Source organism: Streptomyces sp. NPDC048383 (assembly GCF_040651775.1).
Taxonomy (GTDB): Bacteria; Actinomycetota; Actinomycetes; order Streptomycetales; family Streptomycetaceae; genus Streptomyces.
Window position 1 is genome coordinate 39,435 of record NZ_JBEZKS010000043.1, and the last position, 15,577, is coordinate 55,011.

Here is a 15,577-nt window from a genome sequence, read left to right on the forward strand (position 1 = left end):
CACCGGCATTCCACCATTTCTCCGCCCCCGCCTGCTGTCCGCTTCTCCGTCCCCCCGCGATCCCCGCCGCCGCGGACCGGCGCGCGCCGCTCCGCGCGCCGGGCCTATGCCTGCCGGTCCCGCCGGTCCGGCAGGTACCAGCGGTACGGCTCGACGAGGGCGGCGATGCTCTCGGGTCCCCAACTCCCCGGCGCGTACGGCTCCACCGGCGGCGGGGCGTCCAGCAGCGGCGTCGCCACCTCCCACAGCCGTTCGACGCCGTCGGAGCGGGTGAACAGGGCCTGGTTGCCGCGCATCGCCTCCAGCAGGAGGTGCTCGTACCCCTCCAGGGAGTTGTCGGTGGCGAAGGAGGTGCGGTACGCGAACACCATGTCGGCCTCCGCCAGCCGCATCGACGGCCCCGGCTCCTTGACCAGGAACCGGGCGGTGAGGGAACCGGGATCGGCGAAGTCGATGACGAGCTCGTTGCCCCGGCCGTCCGCCGACTCCCGCGCGTCCAGCGGGAACATCCGCAGCACCGGCTCGCGCAGCCCGATCGTCACCACGTGCCGCCCCTCCGCGAGGGCCTTGCCCGTACGCAGGTGGAACGGCACCCCCGCCCACCGCCAGTTGTCGATCTCGACCCGCAGCGCCACGAACGTCTCCGTGTCCGACTCCGGATCGACACCGGGCCCGGCGCGGTAGCCGGCGTACTGGCCGCGGACGACGTGGGCCGGGTCCACCGCCCGCATGCTGTGGAAGACCTTGACCTGCTCGTCCCTCAGCGCGTCCGCCGCCAGGGTGACCGGCGGCTCCATGGCGACGAAGCCCAGCAGCTGGAACAGGTGCGTGACGACCATGTCCCGGAAGGTCCCGGTGCCCTCGAAGAAGTGCGCGCGGCCCTGGATGTCGATGTGCTCGGGCACGTCGATCTGCACGTGGCTGATGTGCTCGCGGTTCCACAACGGCTCGAAGAGACCGTTGGCGAACCGCAGCGCCAGGATGTTGTCGACGGCCTCCTTCCCGAGGAAGTGGTCGATGCGAAAGACGCGGGACTCGTCGAAGACGGCGTGGATGGTGGCGTTGAGCGCGCGGGCGGACTCCAGGTCCGTCCCGAAGGGCTTCTCGACGATGACACGGCCGCCCTCGGCGAGCCCCGTGGCACCGAGCAGGTCGATGACCGAGGCGAACGCGACGGGCGGCACCGCGAGGTGGAAGAGCCGGTGCGGGCTGCCCCCGACGGCCTCCTCCGCCGCCCGTACCGCCGCGACCAGCGGTTCCGCCGCGCCGGTGTCGGCCGCGCCGAAGGACAGGCCAGCCACGAACGCCTCCCAGGCCGGGCCCTGCGGCTGCGAACGGCCGAATTCCGCCACGGCCTGCCGGGCGTGGGCCCGGAACTCCTCGTCGGTCAGCGCCTCGGCCGCCGGCGCGGTACCGACGATGCGGTAGCGGCCCGGCATCAGCCCCGCCCGGGCCAGGTGGAACAGCCCCGGCAGCAGCTTGCGCCGGGCCAGGTCACCCGTCGCGCCGAACAGGACGATGACGTGGTCCGCCGGAAGTGGCTCGGTCGGGGTCGAAGTCGCGGTCGTGGTGGAGGGGGCGGGCTGGGCGGGCTGGACCACGGGGCATCCTCACTCGTCCGACGGCACGGGCCGACGCCGTGCCCGCGCACCGCTCCGGCGCGGCGGCCGTACGTCCTCAAGGCCCCACTGTGCGCGTCGGCGACCGATCCGGCACTCCGGGACCGTCGACTCGGGTGGCGACCCGGCGATCGGGGGAACGCCGAGCCGTCCGGCGGGCCGGGATCAAGGGGGAGCGGACCCCCTACTCACCATCCGCCCGGCGCCGCAGGTCCAGCATGGCCAGGAGCGAGGCCAGGTCGTCGGGGCCCGTGGTGCGGGACTCGACCGCCTCGTGGGCCCGCTCGCGGCGGTCCCCCGAACCGGTGGACTCCAGGCAGCGCGACCCGCCGGCGACGTCCGGTACGGACGCGCCGCCCCGGCCCGGGCCCGAGCGGTGTTCGGCCGCCGTCGCGCAGACGGCCGCCGTCCCCGCGGCGCGCCGGCGCCGGGCGTTGCGGGCGGCGGCGGTCAGGGTCTCCGCCAGTCGACCCGGTCCGAGCGGGGCGGGCCGGAGCAGCGAGGCCACGGATATGTGGCGGGCGGTGCGACGGGCGTCGGCCATGGAGTGCTCCTCGTCGGTCCGGCCGGGTCCTGACCCGCGGGGGGCCGGGACCCGGATGTCGTGCGGTGCGTACGGCCGGCGGGCGCGGGCCCGGCCCGGCTCAGCGGGAGCCGGGCAGGGAGGCCACGACCGCCTTGGCACGGTTGACCGTACTCGCCGCGGCCGCCTCGGCGGGCCGGCGCACGGCCTTCACCGGGTGCCGGTGATCGAGCGCGTGCAGGGACCGGTAGGCGAGGGAGGGCTTGCCGTGGGTGTCCGCGGCGGCTATCAGCAGCCCACCCAGCGTGGCGAGGTCCGTCAGGAAGTGGGCGCGCCGACGGGCCCGCTCCTGCGGGTCCTCCTCCTTCCAGAAGGCGTGCGTGGCGAGGGAGGTCGGCACCACCGAGGCGGCGAGCGTGAGCGCGGCCAGGCGCGGGGCGCGCCCCGTCGCGAACAGCAGACCCGCTGCCGTCTGGACCGCGCTGGTGACGCGTACGAACTGGACCGCGTCCCCACCGAGCGCCGGGACGCGCTTGCCGATCTCCCGGGCGACGGGTTGGGCGGCTTCCGCGATGGTCTCGGGACGGCGCAAATTGCGCAGTCCCCCGGCGATGAAGGGGGCGGCGAGCAACGGACGGGCGAGCTTTCGAAGGACGGCCATGCCACGCTGCTGCCCAGCCGCGGCCGGTCCATCCGACCCGACCCCGACCCGACCCCGAGCCGACCCCGCTCCTGTTGCCGCGGCACCCGCCGGCGCCCCGCCCCGCCCGTCAGCCGACGGCCGGGGTCGTCCCGGGCCCGGGAGGAGGAGTCGGCGCGCGGCGGGGGAGCAGGAACGGGGTCGCGAGGACGAGTACGCCGGCCAGGCCGAGGGCCGTGCGCGGGCCGAGCAGGACGCCCAGTACCCCCCAGAGGGCCGTCAGCAGGGCGGTCGACGCCTTGGACGTCACCGCCCAGGCGGACAGCGTACGGGCGACCCGGTCGGGCGGGGTGCGCTCCAGACGCTGGGTGGCCTGGACGGGGTTGAAGACCCCGCAGCACAGGATGAGCCCGAACTCGACGCCCATCACCAGCAGCAACCCCCCGCCGCCCGGACCCACGAAGGCCAGGCCGACGGGCCAGATCGCGCGCAGCGCCCCGGATCCGACCAGGACCCGGTGCTGCCCGAACCGGCCGACGAGCGGCCGGGCCAGCCGTGAGCCCAGCAGACCGCCGATCGAGGGCAGGGCGAACGCGAGGCCGTACTGCCACGGCGCGAACCCGAGCGGGCCGAGCATCAGGAGGGCCAGCAGCGGGGAAGCGGCCATCACCAGGCCGTTGAACAGGACCGTGTTGAAGAACAGCGGTCGCAGCGTCGGATCGGCGAGGACGTACCGCCAGCCGTCGAGCAGGTCCCCTCCCCGCATGCCCTTGCCGTCCACCCGGTGGCCGGCCTGCGCGCGTTCGGGGCGCGGCTCGTCCCCGCCCATCGCGCGCAGGCCCAGTGCCGAGAGCAGGTAGCTGACCGCGTCGGCCACCACCGTCGCCACCGGACCGAGCAGGCCGATCGCCGCGCCGCCCAGCGGCGGTCCGACGATCGTGGTCGCCCAAGCCGTGGACTCCAACCGGGCGTTGGCGACGAGCAGGTCCCCGGCCGGCAGCAGCGTCTTCAGGTACGCGCCCGAGGCGGCGCGGAACGTGATGTCGGCCGCCGCGACGACCACCGAGACCAGCAGGAGGTGGAGGAACCCGAGCACGCCGAGCGCGAACGCGACGGGAACCGTCAGCAGGGCCGCGCACCGCGCCAGGTCCATCGCGATCAGCACCGGACGCTTCCGGCGGAACTCGACCCACGGGCCGAGCGGAACCGCCACCGCCGCGCCCACCGCCGCCCCCGCGGAGGCGAGCAGCGCGACCTCCGCCGGCCCGGCGTGCAGCACCTGGATGGCGATCAGCGGAAACGCGCCGAAGGCGAGCCACGTCCCCAGCGCACCGGTCCCGTACGCCGCCCAGAGCCATCCGAACCGCCGCCCCAACCGCCGCCCGCCCCTCACGTACGACCTCCCCTCCCGCTCCGTACCCACAACCGATCCGCGATCGGAACCATCAAAGCGAGCGGCACGACCAGGGATCAAACAACCGCCGGACCTTCCGCCACAACCAGGGGTTGTGACAGTAGGGTGTCGGCATGGACCTCGACACCGTCCGGACGTTCGTCGCCGCCGCCGACGCGGGCCGGTTCCAGGAGGCCGCCGCCGAGCTGGCGGTCACCCAGCAGGCCGTCTCCAAACGCATCGCCGTCCTGGAGCGCAAACTCGGCGTACGGCTGTTCACCCGCACCCCGCGCGGTGCCGAACTCACCATCGACGGCCAGGCGTTCCTGCCCCACGCGCGCGAGCTGCTGCGCGTGGCCGACCGCGCCGTCGCGTCCGTGCGCACCGGCCGCCGGCCGCTGCGCGTCGACGTCATCGCCTCGCGCGTCGCGGCGTCGGGGCTGATGCGCGAGTTCCACCGCGCGCACCCCGGGATCGACCTGGACGTGGTGATGCTCTTCGACATCGACACGGCCGTCGCGGCCCTGCGCTCCGGCGCGATCGACGCGTCGTTCCGCGCGGTCGCCGCGCCCGGCCGGCCGCTCCCCGAGGACATCGAGTCCGTCCGCGTGCTCGACGAGCCGCTCCAGCTCCTGACCGGCCCGGGCCACGCGCTGGCGGCGGCCCGCTCGGTGACGATGGCGCGGCTCGTGGGGCACCGGATCTGGATGCCCGGCATCGTCCCCGGTACCGAATGGGCCGCCTACTACGAGGACCTCGTCGCCGCGTTCGACCTCACCATCGAGGCGACCGGCCCCAACTTCGGCTCCGACGCCCTCCTCGACACCGTCGCCGACACCCCGGCCCTGGCCACCTTCATGGGCGAGCGGACCCGCCTGGTCTGGCCCGCCGGCCACGGCCTGCGCCGCATCCCGGTGACCGACCCGACACCCGTCTACCCGCACTCCCTCCTGTGGCACCGCGACAACCCCCACCCGGCCCTGACCACCCTCCGGACCCACCTCGCCACCATCCCGACCCCCGCCGGTCCCGCCCCGGAAACCTGGACCCCGAACTGGGCCCTCCCGCACTGAGCCCGCCCTGCGCGACCCCGCGGCCATCGCCTCCGCACGCGGCTCAAGGGCCGGCGCGCGGGACCTCGAACGAGTGCGGGTCGGCGACGCCCGGCGGGGTGCGGCGGGTTCGTGATCATGGAATCCGACCCGTGCGACCGGGTTGCCGAACCGGCAACTACGCTCGAACTCCTGTGCCGTTGCGTGCATGATCGGGTAACGGTCCTGGCGTACGGCAGGCCGAGCAACCTGGAGGATTCATGTCGAAGCAGGCCCTGGACGTCACACACCGGTTGGTTCCCTCCCCGGCGGGGCGGATCCACCTGGTGGAGCAGGGCGAAGGGCCGCTGGTGCTGCTCGTGCACGGTTTCCCGGAATCCTGGTACTCCTGGCGCCACCAGCTGCCGGTGCTGGCCGCCGCCGGATACCGGGTGGCCGCGATCGACGTACGCGGCTACGGCCGTTCCTCCAAGCCCGACGACGTCGCCGCGTACCGGGTGCTGGACCTGATCGAGGACAACGTCGCCGTCGTCGAGGCCCTCGGCGAACAGTCCGCCGTGATCATCGGCCACGACTGGGGGTCGACCATCGCCGCCAACTCCGCGCTGGTCCGGCCGGACGTCTTCAGCGCGGTGGGAATGCTCAGCGTCCCCTACGCCCCGCGCGGCGGGCCGCGGCCCAGCGAGGCCTTCGCGGCGTTCGGCGGGGACGAGGAGTTCTACATCTCCTACTTCCAGGAGCCCGGCCGGGCCGAAGCCGAGATCGAGCCGGACGTGCGCGGCTGGCTCGCCGGGTTCTACGGCGCCCTGTCCGCCGACACCATGCCCGGGCCCGACGCGCCCGTCCCGTACTTCGTCAGCCCGGGCGGGAAGCTGCGCGACCGCTTCCCCGCGGGTCGGCTGCCCGGCTGGCTCGACGAGGACGACCTGGACGCCTACAGCGCGGAGTTCGAGCGGAGCGGCCTGACCGGCGGCCTCAACCGCTACCGGAACGTGGACAGGGACTGGGAGGACCTCGCCGAGTACGACGGCGCCCCCATCACCCAGCCGTCCCTGTTCATCGGCGGCGGCCTGGACGCCCCGACCACCTGGCTGGCCGACGCGATCAAGGCGTTCCCCTTCACCCTGCCCGGCCTGGTCACCTCCCGGATCCTCGACGGCTGCGGCCACTGGATCCAGCAGGAGCGCCCCGCCGAGACCAACCAGCTCCTGACCGACTGGCTCGCCTCGCTGCCCGCCTGAGGTCCGCGCTCGTGGTGGGGTGCGGCCGGTCGTACGGTGGAGGGGAGAGACGGTAGTCGGCTCGGAAAGCAGGTGCGTCCCATGCGCACGTCGACCCGCATCGCCGCCGGTGTCCTGACCGGCCTCACCCTCCTGTTCGGCGGCACGGCCCTCGCCGTCCCCACCGCCCCGGCGGACATTCCCGCCTGCACCCTCATGGCGAGCCGGACGGGCGTCGCCGTCACCGACGCCGTCACGGCCGCGTGCCAACGGGGTGTCGGCAACGACCTCCAGGGATGCGTCAGCGGGCTCACCGAAGCCGGGGTGCCGGGCGGCGCCGCGAACGGCGCCTGCCGCGCGGCGGCCCATGAACCCCGGTGACCCAGGAACCCCGGTGACCCAGGAACCCCGGTGACCCACGAACCCCGGTCGCCCACGAACCTGGGTAGGGCTGGAAGGTCAACTCCCGTACCTCTCATGCGATCTGCGCACCAAACACCCCCGCCATATTCGTGGGATCCGCCAGTACGACGCTCCGGCCGATGAGGAGCAGACTTCCGGCCAGGGGCTTCGACTCGACATGAGGGGCGAAGCCGGATGCATCGGATGCATCGGACGTACTGGATACAACGGGGGAAATGCGTCATGAGCGGTCAGCTGTACGACGAGATCGGCGAAGCGTTCGAGGGCTTCAAGACCCTCCCTCTCGCACGGTACGGAGAGGTGCCCGGCTTCCTCGCCCTCGTCGGCGACGTGAACGGCAGGTCCGTCCTCGACCTGGCCTCGGGAACCGGCTTCTACAGCCGGGAGTTCAAGCGGCGCGGCGCGTCCCACGTACTCGGCGTGGACATCTCCTCCGCGATGGTCGACGCGGCCCGGGCGCTGGAGGACCGCGACCCGCTGGGCGTGCGCTACGAGGTGGGCGACGTCGCCGAACTGCGCGCCTTCGAGCAGCCCTTCGACATCGCGGTGGCGGTCCAACTGTTCAACTACGCCGAGGACGTCGCCACCATCGAGCGGATGTGTCGCACCATCCACCGCAGTCTCGCGGAGGGAGCAGAGTTCTTCGCGTTCGGGCAGAACCCGGACTACCGGTTCGACGGCCCGTCCCTGGCCAAGTACGGCTTCCTGTGCGAATCCCTAGGCGAGGACACCGAGATCGGGCCGCGCGTACGGATCACCGCGCTCCTCGACCCGCCGATCTCGTTCGTCGCGAACCCGCCCAGCCGCGAGGTCTACGAGAAGAGCCTGGAAGCGGCCGGCTTCAGCGACATCACCTGGGTTCCCCTGGAGATCTCCGCCGCCGGCGTGCGCGAGCACGGCGAGGAGTTCTGGCAGGACCTCGACGGCAACATGCCGCTGACCATGCTGCGCTGCCGCGCCTGACCGGATCCCGTCCGGGCGGTGCGAGCACGCGCCGCGCGGACGTCGGCCCGCCCGGACCCGGGTCCCCCGACGCGGCCTCGTCACGAGACCGAGGCGGCCGGGGGACTCCACCGGTGGGACCGGGGCACGCCGCTCGGGACCCCGTACTCCTTCTTGAGCTGCTCGGGGATGGCGTAGTGCATGACGCGCCCCCGGGTCAGCGAGGACAGCTCGAAGACCGTCGTGAGGTGGCCGAGCCGGTCCAGGGCCCAGGCGCCGAGCGGGGAGCGGTCCTCGATGGTCTCCAGGATGCCGAGCAGGTGGGGCGCGGCCTTGACCACGGTGTCCCACGGGGTGCGCGGCACCCGGAGCCAGTCCGCGCTCGTGTCGCCGACGAGGTGACGGATGAGCGCGGAGACGATCGGGTCGAAGAAGGTCCCGGGCACGATCTCCTCGTACAGGTCGATCAGCTGCCGGGTCAGCCGCGCGCCCTCCTCGGACGGCCCCATGTGCCGGATCATGTACAGGTCGAGGAAGCGACGTGCCTCGTCCAGGGACTTCGGGACGGCCTCCTGGTCGACGCCGAGCATGGCCCCGACCACCCGCCAGGCGTAGAAGTAGGCCTCCGCGCCCTCCGTGGACATGTGGATGTTCAGCCGGTGCAGGCTGTCCAGCACGAGCAGCGAGAAGAACATCTGCCCGCCGATCATGTCCTCCTGACAGATCGGCGTCCCGAGCGCCGCGACGTCCCACTTGTCCTCGCGCGCGAGGTGGTGACGGATCGCCGCGTGCAGGAGCCGGACCTTCTGCACGGCGGGCAGGAAACGGCTGCCGGCCTCGAAGGCGTCGGGCTGCATCAACAGGACGGTGAACTGGCCCGTCTCCGCCATCCGCTTCGACGGGTACTTCAACCCGTGGGTGGCGGACAGCAACTTCGCCACGTGCGGAACGAGGTAGCAGGCGGGCATGGAGGCGAAGGAGAGGGCCGTGGAGATGTGCACGTTGTTGTCGATGAAGAACAGCCGCGCCTTCTCCATCTCCCCCCAGTCCACCCAGGCCGGCGGGAAGCTCGTGACGTCTAGGTACTCCCGGGCGACGTCGGGCAGACCGTCCGGCAGGGGAGCCCCCGCGGTGGAGACGTGGCGCATCAAGCTGTTGAACTTGCCCACCTCCCCGCGCGCGAAGAGCGTGGCCACGGTCGCGTCGGCGAGTTCGTCACCGGTCCGCCGCAGTGCGTCCATCGACGCCTCGGTGTAGGTCATGGCAGGGCTCCTTGTCGCGCGGGGTCAGGACAGCCGGGCCGACGCCGAATGCGCCAGGACGGTCAGGGCGGTGCCGGCCCGCTCGGGTACGGCCAGGTCGTGGAGGGCGGCGAGGGCTTCCGCTACCCGGGCGGTGATCATGTCCTCGACGCGGTCGGGAGCCCCGAGCCGGCGCATCGTCGCGCGGACCACGTCCAGGCCCTCCGCGTCCAGGTCGGGCCGGCCCAGCAGACCGCGCAGCAGCTCCCGGTCCTCGTCACCGGCCAGCCGCCAGGTCTCGGCCAACAGGGCCGTCGGCCGGTGGCCGCGCAGGTCGTCGGCGTTGGCCTTGCCGGTGTCCTCCGGATCACCGAACAGGCCGAGCAGGTCGTCCCGCAGCTGGAACGCCTCCCCCAGCGGCAGCCCGTACGCGGAGTAGCCCTCGCGCAGCCGCGCCCCGGCGCCGGCCAGCGCCCCGCCGATGAGCAGGGGGTGCTCGACGGTGTACTTGGCGGTCTTGTACCGGATCACCTTCAGCGCCGCGGCGGTGTCCGGACCGGCTCCGGTGCGCAGGATCTCCAGGCACTCGCCCGCGATCAGTTCCCGCGCCATCACGGACCACAGCGGACGGGCCCGGGCCAGGTACGCGGAGGGCAGACCGCAGCCGGCGAACAGCTGACCGGCCAGAGCCATGAGCAGGTCCCCGACGAGCATCGCCAGCGACCGCGCGGCGGCATCGGCATCCGAGGCGCTCACGGCGCGGCGCAGGGCGACGTGCGCGGTGGGTCGCCCGTGCCGCAGCGGGCTGTCGTCGATGAGGTCGTCGTGAACGACGGCGGCGGCGTGCACCAGCTCCATGGAGGCCGCCGCCCGCACCAGGGCGTCACTGTCCGGCTGCCCCACCGCCCGCCAGCCCCAGTAGCAGAACGCCGCCCGCAGCCGCTTGCCGCGCGCGACGGAAGCCTCCAGCTGCTCGGCCACCCCCGCCAGGCTCGCGTCGATCGCCGCGAACCGGTCGGCCTCCTCGCCGACGACCCGGTGCAGCACCTCGTCGACCCGGACCTTGAAGGCGGCCTGCGCCCACCCCTCACCCGTCATGGTTCCCGCGGGCCATCACGTGCCGGGCGAGGAGCTCCAGGTGGGCCGGGGGTACGGCCGCGTACCGGTCCACGACCAGGCGTCCGCGCGCCAACAGGTCGTGCTCGGCCTCCGCCGCCAACTCCGTGGCGTCCGAGCGGCGCAGCAGCCCCCCGACCGTGTCGAGGACGGTGCCCAACGCCGAACCCACCGTCGTCACCGCCAGATCGGCCAGGCCGGCCGCCAGCAGCACCGCCCTGCCCTCCGGCCCCGCGTCCTGCGTCATCGCGTCCCCCTGTTCGACCCGCGCCCCGGCGACCCCGGTCACGCGTCGCCCTTGCGAGCATCGCGTCACGGCGGCCCGGACGCGGAGGAACTCGCGATCGAGTGACGGGTTCGCCAGAACGTACGGATCCCACCGGCCGCGGCGGTCGAACGCAGATGTCCACCCGGCTTCGGGAGCGGCGGCGATCCGGCAGATCCGGGCGGGGCGGTACTGATCCCCGTCCTGGTATTCCGCTTCCGCCGCGGAGAAGGGCGGGCCGACTCTCCGGCAGGACGGCGGCGCGGCGGAACGCACGCTTCACCCAGGCGGGGGAAGAACGCGGAAGGCACCAAGCCGGACCCGTGAGGACGCCGAATCGCAGCTGCCGGCCCGGACGGGTCGGCGCGGCGCGCTCCTCGGGGCGGGTCGGTCCGCATTCCTGAAGGAGAACCCTCATGTCGCGTGTTCTGAAGAGCGCCGGTCTCGTCCTCGCCGCCGGAGCCGTCGTGTTCGGCGGTGCCTCCATGGCCTCCGCGGACGCCGGCGCGCAGGGCGCGGCCATCGGCTCGCCCGGCGTGCTCTCCGGGAACCTGATCCAGGTCCCGATCCACATCCCGATCAACGCCTGCGGCAACTCGGTCAGCGTCATCGGCCTGCTGAACCCGGCCTTCGGCAACACCTGCGTCAACGCCTGATCACCCGCACCAGGACGCCCTTCCGGCCCACCGCACGCCCGGCGGGCCGGAAGGTCCGCACCGGCGCGCCGTCCCCGGACGGGCGGCGGCGGGGCGTACCCCTGGTTACCGGCGGTCCGGGTCGGCACGTCCCGGTGGTCCGGCTCAGCTCTCGATCAGGCACTGGAAGACGACGGTGTCGAAGACGTCCTCCATCCGTACCGCGGTCCCGCCCCGCAGGGTCCAGGAGTGGATGAAGGGCAGGGTCCGCGTCGTGCCGCGGACCGAGGTGACCTGGCGGACGCCGAAGACCACGATCCGGTTTCCGGAGGCCAGGAACTCCTCCGGTTCCAGGCGCATCCCGCCCAGGACGGCCGGCACGCGCGAGAGGAACTCGCGGACGCCCGCGTGGCCGTGCTTGGTGCCGCCGAGGCCGTACTCGGCCATCCCGTGCGGGTGCACCCACTCCACCTGCGGGTCCAGCGTCTCCAGCAGGGCCGCCACGTCGCGCTCGTGGAAGGCGCGGTAGGCGCGCCGGACGAGGGCGAGGTTCGCCTCGGTCGGGTCGGGGGCGTCGGCCGGGTGGGCCGCATCGGTTGGGTCGGGCGCGTCGGTCGGCTCGGCCACGTCGGTTGGGTCGGGCGCGCAGGTCATCGTCGTCATGTCTTCGTGTCCCCGTTGGTTGGAGCGAGAGAGTCAGCGCTGGAACTGCCGCGGGTGCAGGGCGCGCAGGGTGCGCTCGATGCCGTCCTGCCAGTCGACCAGGCAGGGGCCGGTGAGCCGCCGGCGCAGCGTGGGGTCGAACCGGTACGTCTCCCGGGTGACCTCGCTGGGCGCGAGCCGCGCCTCGACGCCCGTCAGCGCCTCGATGTGCCGGAGCAGATCGGTGACGCCGACCGCCTCGTCGCCGCCCCAGTTGACCAGCGTCGAGGGGACCGAGGCGGCTCGCCACAGGTGAGGGACCTGGGCGACGAGGTCGTCCGTGTACAGGAGCGAGCACCAGTTCTGGCCCGCCAGGGGGACCGGGATCGCGGTCCCGGCCAGCATCTGGCGGAAGTACAGCATCGGGACGCCGCCGTAGCTGCCGCCGGGCCCGTACGCGATGTTGAGGCGGGCGATGGTCGTGGGCACGCCCAGCACTCGGGCGAACGCGCGGACCACGCCCTCGGTGGCGAGCTTGCCCACCGGGTAGGCGGGCAGCCAGTCGGCGGACGCGCTCACCGGGTCGTCCTCGGCGTAGGCGTGGTCCAGCGTCCGGCGGGCGTACAGGGCGCCCGTGGAGACGTACAGGAACGATTCAGCGGTCCGGCAGTGGGTCATCAGGCGGCCGGTCGCCACCGTGTTGACCTCGGTGGAGCGGTTGAAATCGCCGTCCTCGCCGCGGTCCACGGCCGAGTGCAGCACATGGGTGAAGTCCTCGGGCAGACCCTTGAACGCGCTGTCCGAGGTGTCGGCCATGTCCCAGCGCCAGGTGGTGACCCCGGCGTCGGCCAGCTCGCGCTCGGCCCCCGGGTCGCCGAACCTGCCGACGCACCAGACCTCGTTGTCCGCTGCCAGAGCCCGGGCGACCGGCCGCGCCACCTGCCCGGTGCCGCCGGTGATCAGGATCTTCTTGCCCCTCATCACTTCTCGTTCCCCCCGGCAAGGCTCGTACGTACGCGCCCGCCGGCGGCCCGCGCGGCGTCGGCTCCGGCCATGCAGCGGTCCAGTTCCCGGCGCAGGATCGCCTGGAAGGCCGCCACATGGCGCGCGCCCATCAGGGTGTGGTGCTCGCCCGGCACCTCCAGGTACCGGTTGGGCCCGGTGGTGTGCTCGTCCCAGCGGCGCAACTGGTGCTCCAGCCAGTCCTCCCGGGTGCCCCGCAGCGGTTCCGCGTGGAAGACGCTCATCGCGCGCACGGTCCCGGCCGGCTCGTAGCCGCGCCCCAGATCGGTCAGGGCGTCGGCGACCTCCGCCCAGGCTGCGAACCTGCCCTCGTCCAGGTCGAGTTCGGCGAGGCGCGCGGCGGGGGCGAGCGCGATCAGGCGGGCCACCTGGGTCTCCTTGGGCAGTCCGCGCAAGGTGGCCGGGAGCAGGGCGGCCTGTTCCTTGTCGATGAGGTCCAGGAAGGACGCCAGATGGGTGGCGGTCTCGGTGAAGTCCAGTTCCTCCATCCGGTACTTGATGTGCGGCGGAAGGTTGAAGCTGCCGACGAAGTCCACCCGTTCCCCCTCGGACTCCAGGACCTTGGCGATCTCGAAGGCCACCGAGGCGCCGTACGAGTAGCCGGCGAGGGCGTACGGTCCGTGCGGCTGCCGCGCCCGGATGGCGTCCACGTAGGCGTCGACCATCTGCGGGTAGGACGCGAAGGGCTTCTCGCCGTCGTTGAAGCCACGGGCGCGCAGGGCGTAGAAGGGGCGGTCGCCCGCGAAGTAGGTGGCCAGCCCGACGAAGACCAGCACCTCGCCGACACCCGGGTGGACGCAGAACAGGGGGGTCTTGGCGCCGGAGGTCTGCAACGGCACGACCGGGTCGTACGGGTGCCGGCCGGTGTCCGAACCGGTGCCGGTCCGGATGCGGCCGGTGACAAGGGCGGCCAGGGCGCGGACCGTGGACGCGGTCAGGACGGTGACCACCGCCAGCCCGGTGACGCCCAGCCGCTGCGCCACCTTGGCGCGCAGCCGCAGGATGTCCAGCGAGGTGCCGCCCAGGTCGAAGAAGCTCGCCGTGGCGCTGATCGCGGCCGGGTCGACGCCGAACAGCTCGGCGTAGATCTCCGCGATCACCCGCTCCACGGGCCCCTCGGGCGGGGTGTGGCCGCCCAACATGCGTTGCCGCAGGTCGGCCGCGGCCCGTCTGTGGTCCTCGTACGCACCGGATTCCAGGCCGCGCCGCATGTGCGAACGCTGGATCTTGCCGAGGCTGGTCTTCGGGAAGGCCTCGGCGGGTAGTGGCAGCACCAGCGCGGGCCGGAAACCCCAGTGCATGACCACCGTGCTGCGGACGGCCGTCATCACCCCGTGCAGGCCGGCCTCGTCACCGACGGGAAGGTCGGGGGTGAAGGCGATCACCAGCTGCTCGGTGTCGCTGTCGGCCGGGCGCGTGGGGAAAGCAGCGACCTGGGTGGGGGTGACGCCGTCCAGCCGTTCGAGCACGGCCTCGATGTCGTGGCTGAAGTAGCTGACCCCGTTGACGATGACGCTGTCCTTGCTGCGCCCGACCAGGGTCAGCCGGCCGTCCTCGATCCGGCCGAGGTCGCCGCTGCGGAACCAGCCGTCGTCGGTGAAGGCCTCGACGGTGGCCCTCGGGTCGTTGAAGTAGCCGGTGGTGACCATCGGGCCGCGGAGCTGGAGCTCCCCGGCCTCCCCCTCGGGCAGCACCCGTCCGGCCTCGTCGACGACGCGCATGCGCAGCCCCGCGACGGGGGTGCCGAGCCCGGCGAACTCGGCGCCGCGGTCGGCCTCGGGGAACTCGCCCCGGGAGTAGACGCTGCCCGCGCAGGTCTCGGTCATCCCGAAGGCCGGCCAGAGGGCGTCGGGGGCCAGGCCGTACGGGGCGAGGACGCGCAGGAACGCCTCGCCGGTCGGGACGACCACCGCCTCGCCGCCGCTGATGACGTGCCGCAGCCGGCCGAGGTCGAGGCTTTCGCCGGTGGCGGTGAGACGACCGGCCGCCGCGGCCACGAGCCCCAGCAGGAAGTTGGGTGAGAACGTCATCGTCACGCCGTGCCGGTCGATCAGCCGCAGGAACTCCAGCGGGTCGTCGAGCACCGCCGCGGCGGGTGCGTGGACCTGGCGGCTGCCCGTGGACAGCGGCAGCAGGTGGCACTCCAGGAGGGCGGCCACATGGTCGAACGAGACCCAGTTCAAGGTGGTGTCGGCGGCGGTGAGCCGCTGGTGGCCGTTCTTGGCGACCATCGAGGAGAGCAGGGCGGCGTGGCTGAGCATGACCGCCTTGGGGGCCCTGCTCGAGCCGGAGGTCAGCATCAGCACGGCCGTGTCACCGGGCGCGGCCCGGTGCAGCTCCTCGGCGGGCTCCGCCCCGTCGAACTCCTCCAGCCGGACCACCTGCCGGTGAGCCGCCGGCGGCAGCCGGTCGGCGAGGGCGGCGTTGGTGACGGTCAACGGACCGCCGAGCAGGGCGCCCACGTGGCGCAGCCGCTCGGTGAGGGCCGCGGGGTCACCGGCCGGAACCGCCAGGGGGCAGGGCAGGAAGCCACCGAGCACCGCCGCCCAGAAGGTGGGCAGGAAGTCCTGCGCACGATCCAGGGCGATGACGATCCTGTCCCGGGGGCGCAGTCCCCGGGCCCGCAGCCCGGTGAGGATCCGGCGGGCCCGGTCCAGGAGTTCGGGGTGGCTCTGGTCCTCGTACCCGAGGTGGGCGGCGCCGTGGCAGTGGCGCAGACCCGAGTCCGGGTGGTGCTCGACGGCGGCGAGCAGCAGGTCGGTGAGGGTGGCCGGCGGCGGGACGGCCGTGGGCGTCGGGGTCGGGTGGGATGTGGTCGAGGGCTGCGCGGAAAACACGGTCGT

The 15,577-nt window shown here is 73.3% G+C and carries 15 protein-coding genes; 5 read left to right on the forward strand and 10 right to left on the reverse strand.

Annotated features, from left to right (window positions below; genetic code table 11):
• Positions 1-104: 104 nt before the first annotated feature.
• The 4 genes from zwf to AB0D46_RS26440 form a co-directional block, all read right to left on the reverse strand.
• On the reverse strand, positions 105-1,520 hold the full coding sequence (zwf, locus tag AB0D46_RS26425; RefSeq protein ID WP_362881001.1) for a glucose-6-phosphate dehydrogenase: 1,416 nt from the start codon (positions 1,518-1,520) through the stop codon (positions 105-107).
• A 283-nt stretch (positions 1,521-1,803) separates the two neighbouring features.
• Positions 1,804-2,163: a hypothetical protein gene (locus tag AB0D46_RS26430; protein ID WP_362880932.1), complete on the reverse strand. Its 360-nt coding sequence runs from the start codon at positions 2,161-2,163 to the stop codon at positions 1,804-1,806.
• Positions 2,164-2,263: 100 nt separating this feature from the next.
• Positions 2,264-2,803 carry a DoxX family protein gene (locus AB0D46_RS26435; protein WP_362880934.1) on the reverse strand — a complete coding sequence of 180 codons (540 nt, stop codon included), beginning with the start codon at positions 2,801-2,803 and terminating at the stop codon, positions 2,264-2,266.
• Between the two features lie 109 nt (positions 2,804-2,912).
• Positions 2,913-4,175 (reverse strand): MFS transporter, encoded by a 1,263-nt coding sequence (locus AB0D46_RS26440; protein ID WP_362880936.1) that lies wholly within the window; start codon positions 4,173-4,175, stop codon positions 2,913-2,915.
• A gap of 134 nt (positions 4,176-4,309) precedes the next feature.
• Between AB0D46_RS26440 and AB0D46_RS26445 the strand changes: the two genes are divergently transcribed.
• The 4 genes from AB0D46_RS26445 (at position 4,310) to AB0D46_RS26460 (ending at position 7,833) form a co-directional block, all read left to right on the forward strand.
• A complete protein-coding gene (locus tag AB0D46_RS26445; protein WP_362880938.1) occupies positions 4,310-5,248 on the forward strand; it encodes a LysR family transcriptional regulator in 939 nt (312 codons plus the stop codon).
• A 239-nt stretch (positions 5,249-5,487) separates the two neighbouring features.
• Positions 5,488-6,468, forward strand: a complete 981-nt coding sequence (locus AB0D46_RS26450) for an alpha/beta hydrolase (RefSeq protein WP_362880940.1) — start codon at positions 5,488-5,490, stop codon at positions 6,466-6,468.
• Positions 6,469-6,549: 81 nt separating this feature from the next.
• Positions 6,550-6,828 carry a hypothetical protein gene (locus AB0D46_RS26455; RefSeq protein WP_362880942.1) on the forward strand — a complete coding sequence of 93 codons (279 nt, stop codon included), beginning with the start codon at positions 6,550-6,552 and terminating at the stop codon, positions 6,826-6,828.
• A gap of 264 nt (positions 6,829-7,092) precedes the next feature.
• The gene (locus tag AB0D46_RS26460; protein ID WP_362880944.1) at positions 7,093-7,833 is read left to right on the forward strand and encodes a class I SAM-dependent methyltransferase; all 741 of its coding nucleotides are present in this window, start codon (positions 7,093-7,095) and stop codon (positions 7,831-7,833) included.
• Between the two features lie 80 nt (positions 7,834-7,913).
• Here the strand turns inward: AB0D46_RS26460 and AB0D46_RS26465 are convergent, their stop codons facing one another.
• From AB0D46_RS26465 to AB0D46_RS26475, 3 genes are read right to left on the reverse strand one after another with little or no spacing between them, the layout of a single operon-like run.
• The gene (locus AB0D46_RS26465) at positions 7,914-9,074 is read right to left on the reverse strand and encodes an oxygenase MpaB family protein (RefSeq protein ID WP_362880946.1); all 1,161 of its coding nucleotides are present in this window, start codon (positions 9,072-9,074) and stop codon (positions 7,914-7,916) included.
• Positions 9,075-9,098: 24 nt separating this feature from the next.
• Positions 9,099-10,151 (reverse strand): polyprenyl synthetase family protein, encoded by a 1,053-nt coding sequence (locus AB0D46_RS26470; protein WP_362880947.1) that lies wholly within the window; start codon positions 10,149-10,151, stop codon positions 9,099-9,101.
• Positions 10,141-10,416, reverse strand: coding sequence for a polyprenyl synthetase (locus AB0D46_RS26475; protein WP_362881002.1), 276 nt, complete (start codon positions 10,414-10,416; stop codon positions 10,141-10,143). The genes AB0D46_RS26470 and AB0D46_RS26475 overlap by 11 nt, the downstream gene beginning before the upstream one ends.
• A 434-nt stretch (positions 10,417-10,850) precedes the next feature.
• Between AB0D46_RS26475 and AB0D46_RS26480 the strand changes: the two genes are divergently transcribed.
• A complete protein-coding gene (locus AB0D46_RS26480; RefSeq protein WP_281207891.1) occupies positions 10,851-11,090 on the forward strand; it encodes a chaplin in 240 nt (79 codons plus the stop codon).
• 144 nt (positions 11,091-11,234) lie between these two features.
• On the opposite strand, the gene AB0D46_RS26485 is transcribed toward AB0D46_RS26480, so the two are convergent.
• The 3 genes from AB0D46_RS26485 to AB0D46_RS26495 are packed head-to-tail and all read right to left on the reverse strand — an operon-like array spanning position 11,235 to position 15,571.
• Positions 11,235-11,732, reverse strand: a complete 498-nt coding sequence (locus AB0D46_RS26485) for a nuclear transport factor 2 family protein (RefSeq protein ID WP_362880949.1) — start codon at positions 11,730-11,732, stop codon at positions 11,235-11,237.
• Between the two features lie 33 nt (positions 11,733-11,765).
• Positions 11,766-12,692, reverse strand: a complete 927-nt coding sequence (locus AB0D46_RS26490) for an NAD(P)-dependent oxidoreductase (protein ID WP_362880951.1) — start codon at positions 12,690-12,692, stop codon at positions 11,766-11,768.
• The gene (locus tag AB0D46_RS26495; protein WP_362880953.1) at positions 12,692-15,571 is read right to left on the reverse strand and encodes a non-ribosomal peptide synthetase; all 2,880 of its coding nucleotides are present in this window, start codon (positions 15,569-15,571) and stop codon (positions 12,692-12,694) included. Before AB0D46_RS26495 ends, AB0D46_RS26490 begins: the two co-directional genes overlap by 1 nt.
• Between the last annotated feature and the right edge of the window lie 6 nt (positions 15,572-15,577).